This is a genomic window from Mesorhizobium sp. USDA 4775 (assembly GCF_054062655.1).
This window is the reverse complement of record NZ_JBSSFM010000001.1, coordinates 5,960,804-5,978,967: the sequence shown is the minus strand read 5'-3', so window position 1 is coordinate 5,978,967 and position 18,164 is coordinate 5,960,804. Positions and strand designations below refer to the sequence as shown.

General features: G+C 64.5%; 17 protein-coding genes. 6 read left to right on the top strand and 11 right to left on the bottom strand.

From position 1 onward, the window contains the following. Positions 1 to 374: 374 nt before the first annotated feature. The 3 genes from ACVILI_RS29425 to ACVILI_RS29415 are packed head-to-tail and all read left to right on the top strand — an operon-like array spanning position 375 to position 2,636. Positions 375 to 1,541, top strand: a complete 1,167-nt coding sequence (locus ACVILI_RS29425) for an ATP-grasp domain-containing protein (RefSeq protein WP_038649188.1) — start codon at positions 375 to 377, stop codon at positions 1,539 to 1,541. A 4-nt stretch (positions 1,542 to 1,545) separates the two neighbouring features. Beyond that, positions 1,546 to 2,322, top strand: coding sequence for an esterase family protein (locus ACVILI_RS29420; protein ID WP_027047313.1), 777 nt, complete (start codon positions 1,546 to 1,548; stop codon positions 2,320 to 2,322). Next, positions 2,322 to 2,636 carry a nuclear transport factor 2 family protein gene (locus ACVILI_RS29415; RefSeq protein WP_038649185.1) on the top strand — a complete coding sequence of 105 codons (315 nt, stop codon included), beginning with the start codon at positions 2,322 to 2,324 and terminating at the stop codon, positions 2,634 to 2,636. The genes ACVILI_RS29420 and ACVILI_RS29415 overlap by 1 nt, the downstream gene beginning before the upstream one ends. Before the next feature lie 16 nt (positions 2,637 to 2,652). Here the strand turns inward: ACVILI_RS29415 and ACVILI_RS29410 are convergent, their stop codons facing one another. Beyond that, complete coding sequence (locus tag ACVILI_RS29410; protein WP_038653284.1) at positions 2,653 to 4,185, bottom strand: MFS transporter; 1,533 nt, start codon at positions 4,183 to 4,185, stop codon at positions 2,653 to 2,655. Between the two features lie 147 nt (positions 4,186 to 4,332). On the opposite strand from ACVILI_RS29410, the gene ACVILI_RS29405 reads away from it, so the two are divergent. Then, complete coding sequence (locus tag ACVILI_RS29405; RefSeq protein WP_027047312.1) at positions 4,333 to 5,232, top strand: LysR family transcriptional regulator; 900 nt, start codon at positions 4,333 to 4,335, stop codon at positions 5,230 to 5,232. A gap of 29 nt (positions 5,233 to 5,261) precedes the next feature. Here the strand turns inward: ACVILI_RS29405 and ACVILI_RS29400 are convergent, their stop codons facing one another. The 4 genes from ACVILI_RS29400 to ACVILI_RS29385 form a co-directional block, all read right to left on the bottom strand. Beyond that, positions 5,262 to 6,359 (bottom strand): AbrB family transcriptional regulator, encoded by a 1,098-nt coding sequence (locus ACVILI_RS29400; RefSeq protein ID WP_038649181.1) that lies wholly within the window; start codon positions 6,357 to 6,359, stop codon positions 5,262 to 5,264. Between the two features lie 67 nt (positions 6,360 to 6,426). Next, positions 6,427 to 6,735 carry a putative quinol monooxygenase gene (locus ACVILI_RS29395; RefSeq protein WP_038649178.1) on the bottom strand — a complete coding sequence of 103 codons (309 nt, stop codon included), beginning with the start codon at positions 6,733 to 6,735 and terminating at the stop codon, positions 6,427 to 6,429. A gap of 64 nt (positions 6,736 to 6,799) precedes the next feature. Continuing rightward, positions 6,800 to 7,582: an SDR family NAD(P)-dependent oxidoreductase gene (locus ACVILI_RS29390; protein ID WP_038649175.1), complete on the bottom strand. Its 783-nt coding sequence runs from the start codon at positions 7,580 to 7,582 to the stop codon at positions 6,800 to 6,802. A 61-nt stretch (positions 7,583 to 7,643) separates the two neighbouring features. Next, positions 7,644 to 8,081 carry a DsrE family protein gene (locus ACVILI_RS29385; protein WP_240564792.1) on the bottom strand — a complete coding sequence of 146 codons (438 nt, stop codon included), beginning with the start codon at positions 8,079 to 8,081 and terminating at the stop codon, positions 7,644 to 7,646. A 95-nt stretch (positions 8,082 to 8,176) separates the two neighbouring features. On the opposite strand from ACVILI_RS29385, the gene ACVILI_RS29380 reads away from it, so the two are divergent. Further along, positions 8,177 to 9,280 carry a hypothetical protein gene (locus tag ACVILI_RS29380; protein WP_038649172.1) on the top strand — a complete coding sequence of 368 codons (1,104 nt, stop codon included), beginning with the start codon at positions 8,177 to 8,179 and terminating at the stop codon, positions 9,278 to 9,280. A gap of 245 nt (positions 9,281 to 9,525) precedes the next feature. On the opposite strand, the gene ACVILI_RS29375 is transcribed toward ACVILI_RS29380, so the two are convergent. Both ACVILI_RS29375 and ACVILI_RS29370 read right to left on the bottom strand, forming a co-directional pair. Next, entirely contained in the window at positions 9,526 to 10,473 is a 948-nt protein-coding gene (locus ACVILI_RS29375) for a cation diffusion facilitator family transporter (protein WP_051726864.1), read from the bottom strand. Between the two features lie 5 nt (positions 10,474 to 10,478). Further along, a complete protein-coding gene (locus ACVILI_RS29370; protein ID WP_038653278.1) occupies positions 10,479 to 12,668 on the bottom strand; it encodes an anthranilate synthase in 2,190 nt (729 codons plus the stop codon). A 318-nt stretch (positions 12,669 to 12,986) separates the two neighbouring features. Here ACVILI_RS29370 and ACVILI_RS29365 point away from each other — a divergent pair, with 318 nt between their 5' ends. After that, a complete protein-coding gene (locus ACVILI_RS29365) occupies positions 12,987 to 13,757 on the top strand; it encodes an isocitrate lyase/PEP mutase family protein (RefSeq protein ID WP_038649170.1) in 771 nt (256 codons plus the stop codon). A 1-nt stretch (position 13,758) separates the two neighbouring features. On the opposite strand, the gene ACVILI_RS29360 is transcribed toward ACVILI_RS29365, so the two are convergent. The 4 genes from ACVILI_RS29360 to ACVILI_RS29345 all read right to left on the bottom strand — a co-directional run bounded on the left by ACVILI_RS29360 (position 13,759) and on the right by ACVILI_RS29345 (position 18,047). Beyond that, positions 13,759 to 14,814 carry a succinylglutamate desuccinylase/aspartoacylase family protein gene (locus tag ACVILI_RS29360; RefSeq protein WP_240564791.1) on the bottom strand — a complete coding sequence of 352 codons (1,056 nt, stop codon included), beginning with the start codon at positions 14,812 to 14,814 and terminating at the stop codon, positions 13,759 to 13,761. Between the two features lie 111 nt (positions 14,815 to 14,925). Next, complete coding sequence (locus ACVILI_RS29355) at positions 14,926 to 16,101, bottom strand: MFS transporter (RefSeq protein WP_038649164.1); 1,176 nt, start codon at positions 16,099 to 16,101, stop codon at positions 14,926 to 14,928. A 111-nt stretch (positions 16,102 to 16,212) separates the two neighbouring features. Further along, entirely contained in the window at positions 16,213 to 17,589 is a 1,377-nt protein-coding gene (locus ACVILI_RS29350; protein WP_038649161.1) for an FAD-containing oxidoreductase, read from the bottom strand. Beyond that, the gene (locus ACVILI_RS29345; protein WP_038653275.1) at positions 17,586 to 18,047 is read right to left on the bottom strand and encodes a membrane protein; all 462 of its coding nucleotides are present in this window, start codon (positions 18,045 to 18,047) and stop codon (positions 17,586 to 17,588) included. The genes ACVILI_RS29350 and ACVILI_RS29345 overlap by 4 nt, the downstream gene beginning before the upstream one ends. Positions 18,048 to 18,164: the final 117 nt, after the last annotated feature.

Genomic DNA, 18,164 nt, shown 5'->3' with positions numbered 1-18,164 from the left:
CGCCTTTACCAGATTTTTTCGTTCGCTTGATGTGACTGCCAATTTTGAGACTGGCTAAGGAGCATGCGCTTGCGCGGCGGTTCGACCGCCGGGCGCTCCTTCAGCGAACCCGGCGATCGCCGATAAGGCCGAGAAGAAGCAGGGTCGAGGCAAGCGCGCGCACGGTCTCGCCGGCAAAGCCGGTCTGACGGGAAGCGATGGTGGCGCGCGTGTTCATGCCGGTTCTCATACAGGAGCGCCCCGGCAGAGGCAAGCGGGGGCTGAATCCGTTGAACATTATCCCAAATGCCGGTGCTCTTCCCCAGGCGCCGCAAATGCGCCAGACTTGGATGCCGACGGGGCTGCGGTGCCCTGTCACCGGGAGGTGGTTGTCGATGAATTTCGTGTTCTTCTCGCCGCATTTTCCGACCAACGGCGCCGATTTCTGCGACCGGCTGAAGAAGGCCGGAGCCACCGTGCTCGGCATTGGCGATGCGCCCTATGACGCGCTTGACGGGAGGCTGAAGGCAGCGCTTTCGGAATATTACCGCGTCGCCGACATGGAGGACTACGATCCGGTGTTCCGGGCGATGGGGCATTTCATCCACAAATGGGGCCGCGTCGACCGGTTCGAATCGCTCAACGAACACTGGCTGGAGCTGGAAGCCAACATCCGCACCGACTTCAACATCTACGGCACCAAGCTCGATTTCGTGAAGAACCTGAAGCGCAAGAGCCGCATGCGCGCCTTTTTCCGCAAGAGCGGCGTCGAGACCATCGCGCAGCGCAAATGCTCCGACCGTGCCGGCGCCATGACTTTCATCCGCCGCGTCGGCTATCCCGTGGTGGTGAAGCCCGACAGCGGCTCTGGCGCTTCCAACACTTTTAAGATCTCCAACACAGGGGAGCTCGACCAGTTCTTCCGGGACAAGCCCGAGGACGTGACCTTCGTCATGGAGCAATTCATCGAGGGGCTGGTGGTGACCTATGACGGGCTGGTCAACCGCGACGGCGAGGTGGTGCTGGCGGCCAGCCACCGCTACGACCAGAGCGTCATGGAGGTGGTCAACAAGGACCGCCATATGAGCTACACCTGCTTTCCCCATATCAGGCCAGCGGTCGAGGAGGCCGGCCGCAAGATCCTGAAGGCGTTCGACGTGCGCGAGCGCTTCTTCCACATCGAGCTGTTCGAGACCAGGGACGACCGGATCATCGCGCTGGAGGTCAACATGCGGCCGCCCGGCGCCTGGATGACCGACGCCATCAACTACACGTTCGACATCGACGTCTACGCGGCATGGGCCGACATGGTGGTCAAGGACGCCGCCGGCGGGCCATATGAGGGCAAGTATTTCACCGCCTATGCCAGTCGCAAGCTGCACCTCCACTATTTGCACAGCCATGAGGACGTGCTAGCGGCGCACCGCGACAAGATCGTCCACCATCAGGCCATCGAAGAGGTTTTCAGCCGCGCCATGGGAAATTACGCCTATCAGATGCGCTCGAAGGATCAGGCGGCGCTGCGCGAGGCGGTCGCCTATATCCATGCGGAAAAGGCCTGAGGCGATGGACATCTCCTATCACAAGCATTTCTCCGGCAAGCTCGGCCGCGACATGGAATACAAGCGCTACGGTCATGCCGGCCGGCCCGTGGTGGTGTTCCCGACCTCGCAGGGGCGGTTCTACCAGTTCGAGGATTCCGGCGGGGTGGGCGCATTGGCCGAGTTCATCGATACCGGCCGCATCCAGCTGTTCACGGTCGACGGCATCGATTCGGAATCCTTCTTCGACAAGCATGCCGACGCCGCGCATCGCATCGGCCGCCACGAGGCCTATTTCCGCTATATGCGCGAGGAGGCGCTGCCGGAAATCCTGTCCGCCGCATCGGCTGCCAATGGCGGGCGCAGACTGAAGCCGTTGTTTTCAGGCTGTTCGATGGGCGGCTACCATTCCTCGAATTTCGTCTTCCGCTTTCCCGAACTCGCCAGTGGCGTCATCTCGCTGTCGGGGGTCTATTCGGCTCGCGACTTCTTCGGCAAGGCGCTGGAGGGCGACATCTTCTACAACTCGCCGCTCGATTACCTGCCCGGCATCGTCGATCCGAAGCTTTTGGCGCGGCTGAAGGCGCTGCGGCTGATCTTCTGCTGCGGGCAGGGCGCCTGGGAAGAGCGCATGCTGGTCGAGACGCGCCAGCTGGAACAGATCCTGCGCGACAAATCCATTCCCGCCTGGGTCGACTATTGGGGCGGCGACGTCAGCCATGACTGGCCATGGTGGCACAAGCAGCTGGTTTATTTCTTCGGCCGCTGGCTGGATGATGATCTGATGCACAGGCTCGATTGATGACGACCCCCGACCCCATCCGTCGCTTTGTCGAGGCCACCAATGAAGGTGATACCGAAGCCTTTCTCAACACCTTTGCCGACGACGCATTCTTGAGCGACTGGGGACGATCGTTCCAGGGGCGCGAGCAGATCGCCCGCTGGAACCAGGCCGACAATATCGGCGTGAAGTCGAACCTGAGCGTCGTCGGCATCACGCCGGCGGAAGGCGTCTATCGCGTTCGCATCGCCGTCGAGGGCAAGGGCTTCAACGGCGAGGGCGATATGACCTTCACGCTGGATGGCGACCGCATAGCGAGCCTTGTCATCACCTGACAGAAGGCTGAGCCAGCTATCCTTCCTGGCAAACCGGCACAGAAACAGGCTCGTGCTGCGCCGCCGATCCGCGACGCAGGCCGAGGAAGACGACGAGGGCGGTGACGATGGTGATTGCCGCCAGCACGATCAGCAGCCTGTCGAAAGCTGTCTCATAGGCCTGGACCAGGGTTGCGGCGTTGGCCGTTGGCAGATGCTGCGCCGTTTCACCGACATTGCCGGTCACCAGCAGCTGCGCCGCGGCGGCCGCATCCCTGGAAGATGCTCCTTGAGTAGCGAGTTGCGCCGCGGTGAAGCCTGACAGGGTCGCCATGACAATGGCCACCGCCACGCCCTCGCAAGCGACACGCGTGGTGTTGAAGATGCCGACCGCCATGCCGGCGCGCTCGCGCGGCACGACGCTGACGGCGAGCCCGTCCATCAGTCCCCAGGGCAAAGCGATGCCGATACCGATCAGCACCAGCGGCGCCACAAGCGCGACGGCGACCGGCGGCGTGAGGCTCAGCCAGAGGAGGCCGGCGGCGGCGATGAGCAGGCCAGCGCCGCAGATCGTGGCCGGAGCGATCCAGCGCGCCAGCTGGCCGGCAAGCAAGGGCAGGATCAGCAACGGCCCCGAAAGGCAGATCATCAATTGCCCGGCCTCGATCTCGCTCATCCCTTCAATGCCGATGAAGCGGATCGGCAGAAGCACCAGCAGGACGACGAAGCCATAGGCGGGCGCCGCCGCCAGGAACTGGACGCCGACGAAGCGGGGGAAGCGAAACAGCGTGAGGTCGAGCATTGGCCGGCGCACGCGTCGCTCGAAGATAATGAAAGCGGCGAAGAAGAGGGCTGCCGCGGCGAGCAGCGTGAGGACCAGGGGATCGGTCCAGCCGCTCTGCGGCGCCTGCAGTACACCATAGGTCAGCAAGGCCAGTGCTGTCGTGAAAGTGCCGGCTCCCGCCCAGTCGAGGCCGGTCGCATCCGGGTCGCGCGATTCCCGGATAGTGCGCATGCCAAGCACCGCCGAGGCAATCGCCAGCACTGCCACCAGAACAAAGATCGACCGCCAGCCGAATGCGGATATGAGCAAGCCCGAGGCGATCGGACCGAAGGCGAGGCCGATGCCGAAACTTGTGCCGAGGAAGGAGAAGGCGCGCAGCCGCAGCGGCCCTTCGAATTCCTGGGCAAGTGCGGAGGCGCCGCCGGCGAAGGCCAAGGCACCGCCGATGCCTTGCGCGGCCCTGAACATGTCGAACCAGACGATGCCGGGCGCCAGCATCGCGCCGAGCGACGCCAGGACATAGAGGCAGAGGCCGACGAGGAAGATGCGCTTGCGGCCGTGGTTGTCGGCCAGCGCTCCAGCCGCCATCAGGCTGGCGCCGAAGGTCAGCATGAAGGCGTTCGTCACCCAGTTGAGCGCTATCGGGCTGCCGCCGAGATCGGCCGCGATGCGTGAGAGTGCGACGGCCGGGCCGGTGAAGGTCAAGGGCATGGTCATCGCGGCAAGGCATACCGACAAGAGCACGAGCCATCGCTCGGCTGGGCCGGTTGTGGTCTTCGAGGTCATGAATTTTCCTATCTGAAGCAGCATCTATCGGCATGCGCGTGGGTCGCGGCGCCGGTCGCAACGACAAGATAGGTCAGCAGCCTTTCCGGAAAAATGGTATTATATCTCCTGATATACCGGACTGAAACGCTCGAATGGAAGATTACGATGGATCGTCTCAGTGGCCTGTTGGCCTTCGCCCGCACCGCCGAGTTTGGCAGTTTCATCGCTGCTGGCCGGGCGCTCGGCATTTCGGCCTCCGCCGTCGGCAAGAGCGTCGCAAGGCTCGAACAGGAGCTCGGCGTGCGGCTCCTGCAGCGCAGCACGCGGCGCGTCGGCCTGACGGAAGAGGGCAGGCTGTTCAATGAGCGGGTGCGCCGCATCCTCGACGACATCGACGATGCCGAGGCGATGCTGTCGCGGACGCGGGAAACGCCGCACGGACGGCTGCGCGTCTCGACCCCGATTGTCACCTATCATCTGCTTTTGCCGGTGCTGTCGGAGTTCATGGCCCGCTATCCCGAGATCGAACTCGACATCGATTTCAACGACCGCGTGGTCGACGTCATCGAGGAAGGCATCGACGTCGCGATCCGCAGCGGCGAGCTGCCCGATTCACGATTGGTGTCGAGACCCGTTGGACCCTTTCGTATGCTTTTGTGCGCGGCGCCCTCCTATCTCGAGCGCCATGGCACGCCCGACAAACCGGCGGATCTCACCAGGCATTTCGGCATAAACTTCCGCTTTCTCAACAGCGGCAGGCTGCTGGAGTGGCCATTCACGACCGGAAGCGCCGAACCGCAGACCCGCTCGAAGCTGACCTGCAACAATATGGAGGCCTTGAAGGGTGCCACGGTCGCCGGGCTCGGCATCGCCTGCATGCCCGATTTCCTGGTCCGCGAGGCGTTGCTGGACGGAAGGCTGCGCACCGTGCTGGACGATCATATCGACGGCCGTGGCCAGTTCCGGATGCTGTGGCCCTCCAATCGCCATCTGTCGCCAAAGGTGCGGGTCTTTGTCGATTTCCTTCCCGAGCGGCTTGCGGCGGCTGCCGGCCGGTGGGGGTGAAGAGTGGGCACCGAAGGCGCTGCAGCCTGTCAGTCCCGGATGCTTCTGGCCACCAGCCGCGCGACGCTCGGGCCGACGAGCAGCACGACCAGGAACCGCGCCGATTGCAGCGCCATGACGAAGGAGATGTCGACGTTCTGCGCTGCGGCGGCGATGATGGCGACGCTGTCCATGCCGCCGGGACTGGTCGCCAGATAGGCAGTCAGCGGATCGACGCCCAGGAGATGGCTGATCAGGAAGGCGAGCCCGCCGCAAAAGGCGATCAGCGCCACGATCGAGGCGATGATCTGCGGCAGAGCACGCGTCGCATGGCGCAGGATCGGCCTGGTGAAGTTCAGCCCGATCGACCAGCCGACCATGGCGTAGCTGATTGCCAGCAGCCAGGGCGGCAGCTGCATCTCGACGCCAAGGCCGAGATGGACGACGGTGCCGAAGATGAAGGTGCCGAGGAAGAAGGGCGAGGGCAGCCGGCACAGCTTCCCCGCAAGGCCGCCGACCAGCGCGATACCTGACGTGGCGGCGAAGGCTTGGGCATCGATCGGCGGAAACCAGATGATGGGCGGGACTTCGATGCCCGATGTGTCGACCCACATCTTGGCGACGATCGCCGCCGTCATCGAAACGAAGATGACACGCAGATACTGCATGAAGGCGACGAGGCGTTGGTCGGCGCCGAAAGCGCCGGCCATCAGCACCATGGCGGTGGCGGCGCCAGGCGAGGAGCCCCAGACGGCGGTGGTGCCGGGCAGGATGCGCCAGCGGCTGATCAGCCAGCCAAGCAGGCTGGAGGCCGCGACTGTCGCAATCACCACGCCCAGAAACAGCGGCCACTCGGCATAGAAGACGGGAAAGATGTCGGCCGAGATCGACGCGGCGACGAGACAGCCGACAATGGCCTGGGCGGAGCCGAACAGCAGGCGCGGCACCCGCACCGTGGCGCCATTGGTGCCGGCGATGATCGCCGCCAGCATCGGTCCGATCAGCAGCGCCGCCGGCAGAGCGGCCAGTTCGAGCGCGCTGGCGAACAGGGCCGAGATGGTGAGCAGGACCAGCCATTGCCAGGGCTTGCCCATACGCGCCATGCGCTCGGTGGCAAGCTGGTCGGGAGGCTGCGCCGAGGAATCCATGCTTCGGTCTTAGACGCCAAGCACGGCGATGCGAACCCCGCCGTGCTGAAAAAGCTGCCCGAAGGCCTCAGCCCGTCTTGCCGTCAGGCAACCCGAAGCCGCCGACCGGATGGGTCTCCACCTGGAACTCGAAGCCGGCGATGAAGGGGCGCGCCTTGGCGATGGCGGTCTGAACTTCCGGAAGCTGCAGCGAGGCCTTGTGGCTTGCCTGGTCCGTCCACACTTCGGTCACCCAGATCGCATCGGCGTCGGCCGGGTCGGTGGCGACGATATAGCTCAGGCAGCCCGGCAGGGCGCCGGTGCTGGCGCGCAGCACGTCCATGACCGAGTCGCGCTGGCCGCGCGCCGCCCGCATCTTGCCGATCAGTCCGTACATTCAGCTGTCTCCCCTTCAAAGTCTTCGACAAGAGTATGCGGACCGTCAGTATGCAGATAGCCGGTCACGGCATCAACTGGCCGCCATTCACCTCGATCACCTGGCCGGTGATGTAGCCGCTCAGCAGGTCCGACGAGAGGAACAGGTAAGCGCCGACGCAGTCTTCCGCCGTGCCGGCGCGGCCCTGCGGAATGGTGGCGACCATGCCCTTGATCTGCTCCTCGGTCGAATAGCGCTCATGGAAAGGGGTGAGAATCGTGCCGGGCGCCACGGCGTTGACGCGGATGCCGAAGCCGATCAGTTCCTTGGCCATGCCGCGTGTGACATTGGAGACGAAGGCCTTGGCCGAGCCGTAGAGGCCGGCGCCGCCGCCGGCACCGTTGCGCGCGGCAATTGACGAGGTGTTGACGATGAAGCCGCCCTGCTTCTTCAGCCATGGCATCGCCTTGCGCGAGGCTGTCAGCACCGAACGCGCATTGAGGTCCATAACCGCGTCGTAATGCGCTTCGGTCTGTTCGGCGTAGGGTATGCGGCCGAGCATGCCGCCGGCATTGTTCACCAGCCCGTCGAGGCGTCCGAAATGCTGCGCGCTGTCCTCGACGACGCGCTCGACGTCGGCGGGAACGGAAAAGTCGCCCTGGACGAGGAACACCTCGCCGCCGCTGTCACGAATGGTCTTGGCGAGTTTCTCGGCGGCCTCCTGGCTCGAATTGTAATGCAGCGCCACCCTGGATTTCTGCGCGGCATAGGCCAGCGCGAGGGCCGCGCCGATACCGGTCGAGGCACCGGTGACCAGCACCGCCTTGCCGGCGAGATCGGGAATGCTGAGTGTATTGGTGGCTGGCACTGTTGTTCCTCCGGGATGTCTGCCGCCCTTCGTAGGCCTTTGCCACCCCGGTGTTCAAGCCTCAGGGGCGCAGATAGGCATAGCCCTGGCTTTGCAGTTCCGCGAGCTTCACGACGCCACCCTTGTCGGCGGCATGGAAGCCGTCGAGCAGGTCGGCAAGCGAAATATCCATGCCCCGCATGGTGTTGCCGCAGGCTTGCGGCTCGAGCCCTTGCTGCACCAGGCCGGCGAAGCGGCCGGAGACCGCGGCCGAAATGCCCTTCGACTTGAAGCTCGCCAGGGCCGGGCCATGCACGACCAGCACGATGTCGGCATTGCCGCCGGTGCCCTCATAGTGGTTCTTGATGTTGCCGAGCACGAAGTTGACCTTGTCCACATCGCTCAGATGATAGGCAACCTTCAGCCGTGGGGTTTCCGTCGCCGCGGCCTGCGCGGCCCGCAGGCCAAGAAACGTCCCGGTTCCGGCAAGAACCGCGCGGAACATGTCGCGTCGGCGCATGGCATCCTCCTCAGATTTCACCGCTATTTGCGTGGCTGCGGCCGCAATACTAGCATAAGTTGACGCTACGTCCTGTCGATGCGAGGAGAGGTCACATGACGTTCAGGGCAGGGGAATGGAAGACAATCGCGGGCGCCGGATTTGGTGCCGCGCTGCTTGGTTTGCTGACAGGCACAGCCGTCGCTGACGACGCGCTCAAGCTCAGGGAACTCAGCCCGAGCGGGGCGGACGTCTGTTTCGGCCGGGTCTATGACGCGCCCCATCTCAAGGCGCATCCGAAGCAGAAGGTGGCGCGGATCTTCTTCTACTATGGCCATGATCCGGTCAGCCGGCCAAACGAAGAGCCCACGGCAAACGCCGACACGTCCTATAATGGCTTTCTCACCACGACGGTGCGTGGCGCCAAGGCGCCGCAATGGGCCGGCGGCTGGTGCAACCATGAATCCGAGGATGGCACATCAGGGCCGATCCGTTGCGGCATGGACTGCGACCGCACCATGGCCTCGCTGAAGGTCGATGACAAAGGCCGTCTGGTTGTCACCGATGTCTCGGCCGACCTTTATCTCGATGCCGGATCGGAAGAGGAACTCAGCAAGGCCGAATATGACAGGCAGGCGCTGGGCACAGAGGACGACAATTTCCGCCTCGACCCGATGCCGGCCGCGACCTGCAAGGCCGAGTTCGCGCGCATCGATCCGATCGATCCGGCGCTCGGCCCGCCGCTGCGCGAGCGGCTGAAGCCCGACCAGGCCTTCTGCTACGGCCGCGAATACGACGCGGCGCATCTGGCCTCGCATCCCGACCAGTGGACGCAGTCGATCCGAGTTTTCCGCGGGCCGGTGGAACTGGCGTCCTTCGCGTCGGGCGGTGACGTCGCCAACTGGCCTGACGGCGCCGACATCGCCGTTTCGGTGACCACCAGGCTGAAGTCGGGAAAGGTCACGCAGACCTATTCCTGCCAGGGCGAAGCCGACCAGTGGCGCTGCGCCGCAAGCTCGAAGATGAGCGATTTCTCCTGCGACATCGCGCAGAAGGAAATCTTCCTCAAGCGCGGCGCTAACGGCACGATGATGCTGGCCAATCCCAACAGCAGCCTGGCGATCGTCGATCTCTGCTCGAAGGCAGCGGACGGCAAGACGAAGTCGGACGACAAGGTCTATCGGCTGGTGCCAATGCCGCAATCGGCCTGTGCGCCTTGAATACCAGCGCGTGGTCATCCTATGGCGTAGCAAGGAGCGAAGCGACGCGGCGTAGGTCCATAGGATCCATGCCGGGACTCCTGAGCGCTGCTGCGGTGCAGAATTGTCTTCCGCCGTGTGCTTCATCCTAGGTCGCGGCATGGATCCTCGGGTCTCCGCGACGGAGCTTCGCTCCTGCTCCGCCCGTGGATGACGAAGTCGAGAGGCTTCGACTAATTTTTCCAAGGTCGCGCCGGCGAACCGCCTCACGCAAACGGTACGGCCGTCGTGCCTTTCGGCAGCTTGGCCTCGTCGTCGGGCTCGACATGGATGGTGACGCGCACCGAGGGGATTTCGGCTTTCAGCGCGTCTTCGATGCGGTCGCAGATGACGTGGCTGGCGCCGACCGACATGTCGGCGTCGACGACCAGATGGAACTCGATGAAGGTGGCGCGGCCGGCGATGCGGGTTTTCAGGTCGTGCACCTCCAGCGCGCCCTTGCAATTGGCCGAGATGACGTCGCGGATGCGCATGTGTTCCTGCGTGTCGACGGCACGGTCCATCAGGCCGTTCATCGACGAGCCGATGACGTGCCAGCCCTGCCACAGGATGTTGAGCGCGACGATGACGGCAAGCGCCGGATCGAGGACATGCCAGCCGGTCAGGATTGCCCCGACCAGACCGCCGAAGACGCCCACCGAGGTGACGACGTCGGTCATGATGTGGTTGCCGTCGGCGACGAGCGCCGGCGATTTCTCCGCCCGGCCGACGCGGATCAGCATCCAGGCCCAGAAGGCATTGATCACCGTGGCGACGCCGTTGACGGCAAGACCTTTCCAGGGCTGTTCGAGTGGTGCTGGCGTCTGCCAACTCCGCCAGACCTCGTTGAGGATCAACAGCGCGGCAACGACGATCAGCACGCCTTCGAGCACCGCGGAGAAATATTCCGCCTTGTGATGGCCGAATGGATGATCCTGGTCGGCCGGCTTGTAACTGACCTGGATCGCCCACAAGGCGGCGACCGAGGCAATGACGTTGACGATCGATTCCAGAGCGTCCGAATAAAGTGCGACGGAGCCGGTAATGTACCAGGCGGCCAACTTCAACGCGAGCACGACAAAGGCGACCACGATCGACCAGAAGGCAAGGTTGGCGACCCTGCGCTTCGCGGCCGCCTTGGCTGCGATCGCCATCGTGTTCTCGGCTTCGGCCATCTAGGTCAGGCTGCCTTTTCCTTCGCCTTGCGCGGCAAATGGGCGACGATGTTCTCGATGATGCGCATGCCGGCATTGTGGCCGAGCGTCATGATCGATTCCGGATGGAACTGCACCGCCGCGATCGGCTCCTTGCGGTGCTCGAAAGCCATGATAATGCCGTCCTCCGTCTCTGCCGTGACGATGAAATCATCGGGCAAGCGCACCGGATCGGCGAAGATCGAGTGATAGCGGCCGACAGTGACTTCCTTGGGCAGGCCGGAGAAGATGATGCCCGGCTTGGAGACGCGGATGCGCGAGGGCTTGCCGTGCATGGGAATATGCAGTTGCCTGAGTTCGCCGCCATAGGCCTCGGCCAGCGCCTGCAGGCCCAGGCAGACGCCGAAGATCGGCAGGTCGCGGGCGCGCGCTCGCCTGATGGTCGCGGCGCAATCGAAATCCTTCGGCGTGCCCGGTCCGGGCGAGAGCACGACCAGGTCCGGCTTCAGCCGCTCGAACACTTCCTCCGGCACCGGCGTGCGCATGGTCGAGACATTGGCACCGGTCTGGCGGAAGTAGTTGGCCAGCGTGTGGACGAAAGAGTCCTCGTGGTCGACGAGCAGGATGTTGACACCGTCGCCGACCCGCGCGGTGGTGCGCTCGGTGCTGGCGGAGTTGCCGGTCTTGGCGTCGCGGATGGCGGAGAGCATGGCGGATGCCTTCAGTTCGGTTTCGGCTTCTTCTTCCTCGGGGATGCTGTCGAACAGCAATGTGGCGCCGGCGCGCACCTCGGCGATGCCGTCCTTGATGCGGATGGTGCGCAGCGTCAGGCCGGTGTTCATGTCGCCGTTGAAATTGACCATGCCGATCGCCCCGCCATACCAGGCGCGCGGGCTCTTTTCGTTCTGCTCGATGAAGCGCATGGCCCACAGTTTCGGCGCGCCGGTGACGGTGACCGCCCAGGCATGGGACAGGAAGGCGTCGAAGGCGTCCATGCCTTCGCGCAGCCGGCCTTCGATGTGGTCGACGGTGTGGATCAGGCGCGAATACATCTCGATCTGGCGGCGACCGATGACGCGCACCGAACCGGGCTCACAGACCCGCGACTTGTCGTTGCGGTCGACATCCGAGCACATAGTGAGCTCGGACTCGTCCTTCTTCGAATTGAGCAGTTTCAGGATCTGCTCGCTATCCGAGATCGCGTCGTCGCCGCGCTTGATGGTGCCCGAAATCGGGCAGGTTTCGACGCGGCGGCCGTTGACGCGCACGAACATTTCGGGCGAAGCGCCGATCAGATATTCGTTTTCGCCGAGATTGATGAAGAAGGAATAGGGCGAGGGGTTGATCGATTTCAGCTTGCGCGAAATGTCGGAGGGCTGCGTCTCGCAGCGCTCGTAGAACATCTGGCCGGGCACGACCTCGAACAGGTCGCCGCGCTTGAACGAGTCCATGGCGCGCCGCACCAGATTGGCATATTCGCCCGGCTCATGGTCGCCGCGCGGCGGGATGCGGTCTGCGGTCTTGAACGGCTCGGCGATTGCGTCGCGGGCTAAGCCTTCCGTCGAAAATCCTTCGCCCGAATAGTCGTAGCGGTCGGTCCAGGCCTTGGCGGAATAATGGTCGACGACCAGGATCTCGTCGGGCAGGAACAGCACGAGGTCGCGCTGGCTGGGCTTGCGCTCGAGCTTGTAGTCGACCGGGTCGAACTGGAAGGAGAGGTCGTAGCCGAAGGCGCCATAGAGGCCGAGATTGGCGTCTTCGTCGGTTTTGAACAAAGCGGTGATGGCGCGCAGCACGGTGAAGACCGAGGGCACGCGGCTGCGCTCTTCCTCGGTGAAGACGCGGCCGGGTTTGGCGACGTCGAGGCGGATCAGCGTCTTCGTCGTCTCGGCGATGGTGATGTCGGCAAGGCCGCCAAGCGTCTTGCCGATGACCGGCAACAGAGCCTCGCCGCGGCGGTTCAGCGCCTCGATGCGCATGGCGCGGCCCCGGGCGGAAATGACCAGCGGCGGATCGATGATGGCGGTGTCCCAGCGCGTGTAACGGCCGGGATATTCGTAATTCGAGGAAAACACCGCGCCCCGGCGCGAGTTCAGGCCATCGACATAGGCGTCGATCGCTCCCGCATACGGCCGGTCGTGGCGCTCACGCGTGATGGTGATGCCACCCGCGGTCACGAAGCTTTCAGCGCCGTTTTCCAGAACCTTCATCGTCATTGCCGTCTCCATCAGCTTGTTGGGGCAACGGACCCGGGACTGGCTTGGAAAAACAAATGGCCGCCCGGACTTTCCGTTGCGGCCACCCTCTCTTTTCACGCACGCGCGTTCGAACAGGCCGCTGTCAGCAGGCCCACCACCAAATGGTCTTGGTCGAACGCATGTTCATGGCGAAATCCATAGCGGCGAAAAACCGGATGCGCAACAGGTTTGAAAGGCTGTCCGGTGGCCGCCGCTTCCCGGGCTCATGGCACATCGCCACAGCCGGTGGCGTTGCCTAGACTATACATCCGACATCCAGAGAACGGGAAAATACCCATGATCGACCAGGCCGAGCGCGCGCGGACGTTCCATTCCCTTCACGTCAAGGGCAACCCGATCGTTCTCTACAATGCCTGGGATCCGGGAACGGCTAAGATCGTCGAGAAGGCGGGCGCCAAGGCGATCGCCACCGGAAGCTGGCCGGTCGCGGCCGCCTTCGGCTATGCCGATGGCGAGAAAATCCCGCTGGAACTGGCGCTCGACAACATCAGGCGCATCGTGCAGGCGGTCGACCTGCCGGTGACCATGGATCTCGAAGGCGGCTACGGCGTCGAGCCGGAAGTCGTCGCCCAGACGGTGACGCGCGCCTTGCAGGCCGGCGCTATCGGCGTCAATTTCGAGGACCAGATCGTCGGTGGCACCGGCCTGCACGACATCACCGTCCAGGTGAAGCGGGTCGAAGCGGCCGCGGCCGCCGTCAAGGCCTCGGGTATCCCGGCCTTCCTCAACGCCCGCACCGACATCTTCCTCAAGGCCAAGCCCGATGCGCATGACAAGACGCTGCTCGACCAGGCGATCGAGCGGGCGCATGCCTATGAAAAGGCCGGAGCGAGCGGCTTCTTTGCGCCGGGCCTCGGCGACGAGGGTCTCATCGAAGCGCTGTGCAGGGCAACAGCACTGCCGGTCAACATCATCGCATTGGCGCATGTGCCGCCGCGCCAGCGGCTGGCCGAACTCGGCGTTGCCCGCATCAGCCACGGTCCGGTGCCGTATCGGCAAATGGCGGAATGGCTGGAGGCCAAGGCGCGGTTGGCGATTTCGGGCTAGGTCAGTCCTCGAGCGTACCCGACCTGGCATCGGCGCTTTTCCTGTCGCCGACCAGCTTCAGCAGATCCTCGCCGGCGCGGATGATGCGACGCGAGCGGCGGGTCAGGATGATGCCGTCCTGCGGCGCGAACACTTCCGCGCGGCCATCGGTTTCGCCCGGCGCGTGGACGATGGTGGCGAGCCGATCGCCCCTGACGACACGGTCGCCGGGCTTCACGTCATAGAGCACAGCGCCAGCTCGGGGGGCGGGCATCATGTCGATGTTTTCCAACGGCGCGACGACGCCCTTGAATGGGCCGGGCGCAGGCAGCGCGCCGTCGACGACCACGCCGCGTGCCACCAGCAGCCGGTAGAGCCCTTCGGCGTCGGCTTTGGCCAGGGCGCCATCGACATCGAGGATGCCGCGATATTCGACGGTGGTGGCGACACGGCGGTCGAACTTCGCCACGTCGGCGGGAACGTTCTGGTAGGGCATGATCGAGGCGCCCTCGAAGGTGCCGTCGGTGTCCTCGCTCCACAGCACCACCGCATCGACGCCCATGGCGGCGGCGCAATCGGCCATGGCCGGCCACAGGCTGGTGTGGATGTAGAGATAGGCAAGGCCCTCATCGTCGCAATGCAGGTCGAGCACGATGTCGTGGCCGAGCGACAGCTGCACCAGGCGGGACTTCAGCCGCTGGTCGGCGCCGCCAAAGCTGGTGTCGGGCAAGAGCTTGGCGTCGGGCGCGGCGAGCAGCGGAAAAGCACGGTTGAAATTGGTGCGGGTGCCCAAATGAAAGCGGCCCTGATGCTCGCCGAAATGATATTGCGCGCGGCCGATCGGGTTGGCCCAGGGCACGATGGTGATGTCGCCCTTGATGCGGCCTTCGGCAGCGGCCTTGTTCAGCGCCGGCATCAGCGCGTCGATGGCGACGACCCCCGGCAACTCGCCGGCATGGAGGGCGGCCTGCAGATAGGCCGATGGCGCCGCCTTGTCGCTACCTGTGAAGCGGAACACCGGGAATTCGTAGGAAACGCCCTCGCTGTCACCGGCGATGCGTTCGATCGATTTCTGCATGACTTTCTCCAGTTAGAGCGAGAAGACATGCCCATTTGAGGGATCGCTGTCGATTGGTCCAGTCGGCCGCGCTATGGGCGCAAGATTTCCGTCGCTTTGGCGAATCGACGTCTATTCGGCGGCAGCCTGGAGCGGGACAGGCGCGCGCCGGTCCAGCGCTTGCGACAGCACCGCGACGGTGACCGCCAGCAAGGCGAGCATCGCGCCGACCAGCGGCAGTTGGGCGTAGGAGACGCCCGCCGAAAGCGCCACGCCGCCGATCCAGGCGCCTCCGGCATTGCCGACATTGAAGGCGCCCTGGTTCAGCGTGGCGGCAAGGTTCGGTCCTTCGGAAGCGGCCTCGACGACGCGGATCTGCAGCGGCGGCACGACGACGAAGATGAGCAGTCCCCAGAGGAAGACAATGCCGATGGCGACGCTGGCAATCGCGCCGAACTGCATGAAGCCGACGAACAGCACTGCCATCAACAACAGCGTGCCGATGACGGTCGGCATCAGCTTCCAGTCCGCCAGCCGCCCGCCGATGATGTTGCCGATGGTCATGCCGGCGCCGAACAACAGGAGCACCCAGGTGACTGCAGACGTCGACAGGCCGGACACTTCAGTGAGGTAGGGTTTTATATAGGTGAAAACGGCAAACAGGCTGGCCGAGGCCAGCGAGGCGATGAGCATCGCCAGCCAGACCTGTAGCCTGCCCAGCACCCGCAACTCGCCGCGCAGGCCGCCGCCGCTCGGTTCGGCGACATCCGACGGCACCAGCCAGGCGATGGCAGCGACCGAGATCAGGCCGATGCCGACCACGGCGATGAATGTGGAGCGCCAGCCGAAAGCTTCGCCAAGTGCAGTACCGGCTGGAACGCCCAGAATGTTGGAAAGCGTCAGGCCGGCAAACATCAGGGCCATGGCGCTGGCGCGTTTGTTGCGCGGCACCAGGCTTGCGGCAACGACCGAGCCGATGCCGAAGAAAGCGCCGTGGCCAAAAGCGGTGAAGACACGCGCCGCCATCAGTGTCCAATAGTCAGGCGCGATGGCGCAGAACAGATTGCCGACGACGAACGACGCGGCCAGCCCCACCAGCACCGGCTTGCGCGGCAGATGCGCGGTGGCCATCGCGACGATCGGGGCGCCGAAGACGACGCCCAGCGCATAGCCGGTGACCAGCAGGCCGGCCGAAGGGATCGACACGCGAAGGTCGGCGGCGACCTCCGGCAGCAGGCCCATGATGACGAATTCGGTGGTGCCGATGCAGAAGGACGCAATGGCAAGCGCAAGGATCGGCAGAGGCATGGGGCGTCCAGACTGAATCGGTTCAATCCGGAGATTGAACGAGGACACGAGCTATGCGCAATGCACATTGCTGCAATGCACCGATGCAGAAAGTCCCCAGCTCGAAGCGTTTCACGCCAGCGGCTTCAGTTCCTGGGCAATCGTCGGCAGCAGTTCCGAGACCGTGGGGTGGATGTGCGTCGCGCGCGCCAGCGTGTCTACCGGTGCCTTGGCGTACATCAGATCGAGCACACAATGCACCGCTTCGTCGCCGCCGGGACCGAGCACCGAACAGCCAAGGATTTCCCTGGTGTCGGCATCGACCAGGATCTTCATGAAGCCTTGCGTCTCGCCCTTTTCGACGGCGCGGCCGACACGTGTCATCGGCCGCTGGCCGACCAGCGCGCGGCGTCCGGATTTCTTCACCGCCGCCTCGGTCATGCCGCAGCGGCCGAGTGGCGGGTCGATGTAGAGCGCATAGGCCTCGATGCGGTCGCTGACCTTGCGTGGGTCGTTGTCGAGCAGATTGGCGGCGACGATCTCGTAGTCATTGTAGGAGGTGTGGGTGAAAGCGCCCTTGCCGTTGCAGTCGCCCATCGCCCAGATGCCGGGCACGCTGGTGCGCAGCTGGTCGTCCACGATAACGGCGCCACGCTTGTCGAGGGCGACGCCGGCTCTGTCGAGGCCGAGATCGTCGGTGTTGAGCGTTCGGCCGAGCGCCAGCAACACATGAGAACCGACGGCGGGCGGCTTGCCGGCCGAGAAGGTCACGGCGATATCGTCGCCCTGTTTGGCGAAGCCGATGTCGTCGGCGCCGACATGGACTGTGATGCCTTCATTTTCGAGGATGGACAGGATGGCGGCAGAGACGTCCTCGTCCTCGCGGCCGGTCAGGCGCGGGCTCTTCTCGATGACGGTGACTTCGCTGCCGAAACGGCGGAACATCTGCGCGAATTCGAGCGAGATGTAGCTGCCGCCGACGACGATCAGATGGCGCGGCAGGACCTCGAGATCCATCATCGAGGAATTGGTCAGATAGTCGATGTCGTGGATGCCGGGCAAATCGGGCACGGAAGCGCGGCCGCCGGTGTTGAGGAAGATCTTGTCGGCGGTCAGAAGGTCGTCGCCGACGCGCACCGTATTGGCGGATTCCAAGCGCGCATGGCCGCGATAGAGCGTGCATTTGTCCATGCCGGCGATCCAGCTTTCCAGCCCGGTGCGGGAGGCGCCCGAAACCTTGTCCTTGCGCGCCTTGATCTTGGCATAGTCGACGCCGACAGGGCCACTGAGCGTCACGCCATAGTCGGCGGCGCGCCGCGCCAGATGCGCGGCATAGGCGCTCGCCACCATCGTCTTGGTCGGGATGCAGCCGGTGTTGACGCAGGTACCGCCGACCAGCTTGCGCTCGATCAGCGCCACGCTCATGCCGGCTGCGTTCAGCCTTCCGGCGAGCGGTGTGCCGGCCTGGCCGGCGCCGATGATGATGGCGTCGAAAGTTCTTGCCGTCATGCCACCGCCGCCACGATCAGCAGGCCGCCGATGATCGCCACCGCGTCCTCGATGAAGGCGGCGGGCGGATCCTTGCCGAAGGCGGCCGCCAGCCGGCCGCGCCCTTCGGCGCCGCCCAACGTGCCGATGACCGCGCCGATTGCGCCGGCGATCAGGCAGACGATGGTGGCGCCACCGGTCGCGCCGATCACGGCGCCGGTGAAGGCGCCCATGATGATGCGGGCGCCGAACTGCTGCGGCACTTTACGGCTCGGCGTCGAAGGCAACTGGTCGGTGACGAGCTCGACGATGGCCAGGATCGTGAAGATGCCGACGGCGGCCCAATGGCTCATGAAGCTTGCCCAGGTGCCGGCAACCGGCAGCCAGCCGAGATAGGCGCCCCAGGCGACCGCGGCAGGCGCGGTCATGGCGCGCAGGCCGGCGATGACGCCGATCAGAAGTGCAAGAAGATAGAGCATGTTGATCCCCTCGATCACCAGGCCAGGACGGCCTCGAGACGGCAGGCTACCATAGGTCCAATATTTGACCAGTACTTGGCTTGGCGCTTTTCTGCTGGCCGCAACTATGCTTTGCAA

Coding starts and splice junctions, on each gene's coding strand:
- ACVILI_RS29425 (WP_038649188.1), top strand. CDS start 375: ATGAATTTCGTGTTCTTCTCGCCGCATTTTCCGACCAACGGCGCCGAT.
- ACVILI_RS29420 (WP_027047313.1), top strand. CDS start 1,546: ATGGACATCTCCTATCACAAGCATTTCTCCGGCAAGCTCGGCCGCGAC.
- ACVILI_RS29415 (WP_038649185.1), top strand. CDS start 2,322: ATGACGACCCCCGACCCCATCCGTCGCTTTGTCGAGGCCACCAATGAA.
- ACVILI_RS29410 (WP_038653284.1), bottom strand. CDS start 4,185: ATGACCTCGAAGACCACAACCGGCCCAGCCGAGCGATGGCTCGTGCTC.
- ACVILI_RS29405 (WP_027047312.1), top strand. CDS start 4,333: ATGGATCGTCTCAGTGGCCTGTTGGCCTTCGCCCGCACCGCCGAGTTT.
- ACVILI_RS29400 (WP_038649181.1), bottom strand. CDS start 6,359: ATGGATTCCTCGGCGCAGCCTCCCGACCAGCTTGCCACCGAGCGCATG.
- ACVILI_RS29395 (WP_038649178.1), bottom strand. CDS start 6,735: ATGTACGGACTGATCGGCAAGATGCGGGCGGCGCGCGGCCAGCGCGAC.
- ACVILI_RS29385 (WP_240564792.1), bottom strand. CDS start 8,081: ATGCGCCGACGCGACATGTTCCGCGCGGTTCTTGCCGGAACCGGGACG.
- ACVILI_RS29380 (WP_038649172.1), top strand. CDS start 8,177: ATGACGTTCAGGGCAGGGGAATGGAAGACAATCGCGGGCGCCGGATTT.
- ACVILI_RS29375 (WP_051726864.1), bottom strand. CDS start 10,473: ATGGCCGAAGCCGAGAACACGATGGCGATCGCAGCCAAGGCGGCCGCG.
- ACVILI_RS29370 (WP_038653278.1), bottom strand. CDS start 12,668: ATGACGATGAAGGTTCTGGAAAACGGCGCTGAAAGCTTCGTGACCGCG.
- ACVILI_RS29365 (WP_038649170.1), top strand. CDS start 12,987: ATGATCGACCAGGCCGAGCGCGCGCGGACGTTCCATTCCCTTCACGTC.
- ACVILI_RS29360 (WP_240564791.1), bottom strand. CDS start 14,814: ATGCAGAAATCGATCGAACGCATCGCCGGTGACAGCGAGGGCGTTTCC.
- ACVILI_RS29355 (WP_038649164.1), bottom strand. CDS start 16,101: ATGCCTCTGCCGATCCTTGCGCTTGCCATTGCGTCCTTCTGCATCGGC.
- ACVILI_RS29350 (WP_038649161.1), bottom strand. CDS start 17,589: ATGACGGCAAGAACTTTCGACGCCATCATCATCGGCGCCGGCCAGGCC.
- ACVILI_RS29345 (WP_038653275.1), bottom strand. CDS start 18,047: ATGCTCTATCTTCTTGCACTTCTGATCGGCGTCATCGCCGGCCTGCGC.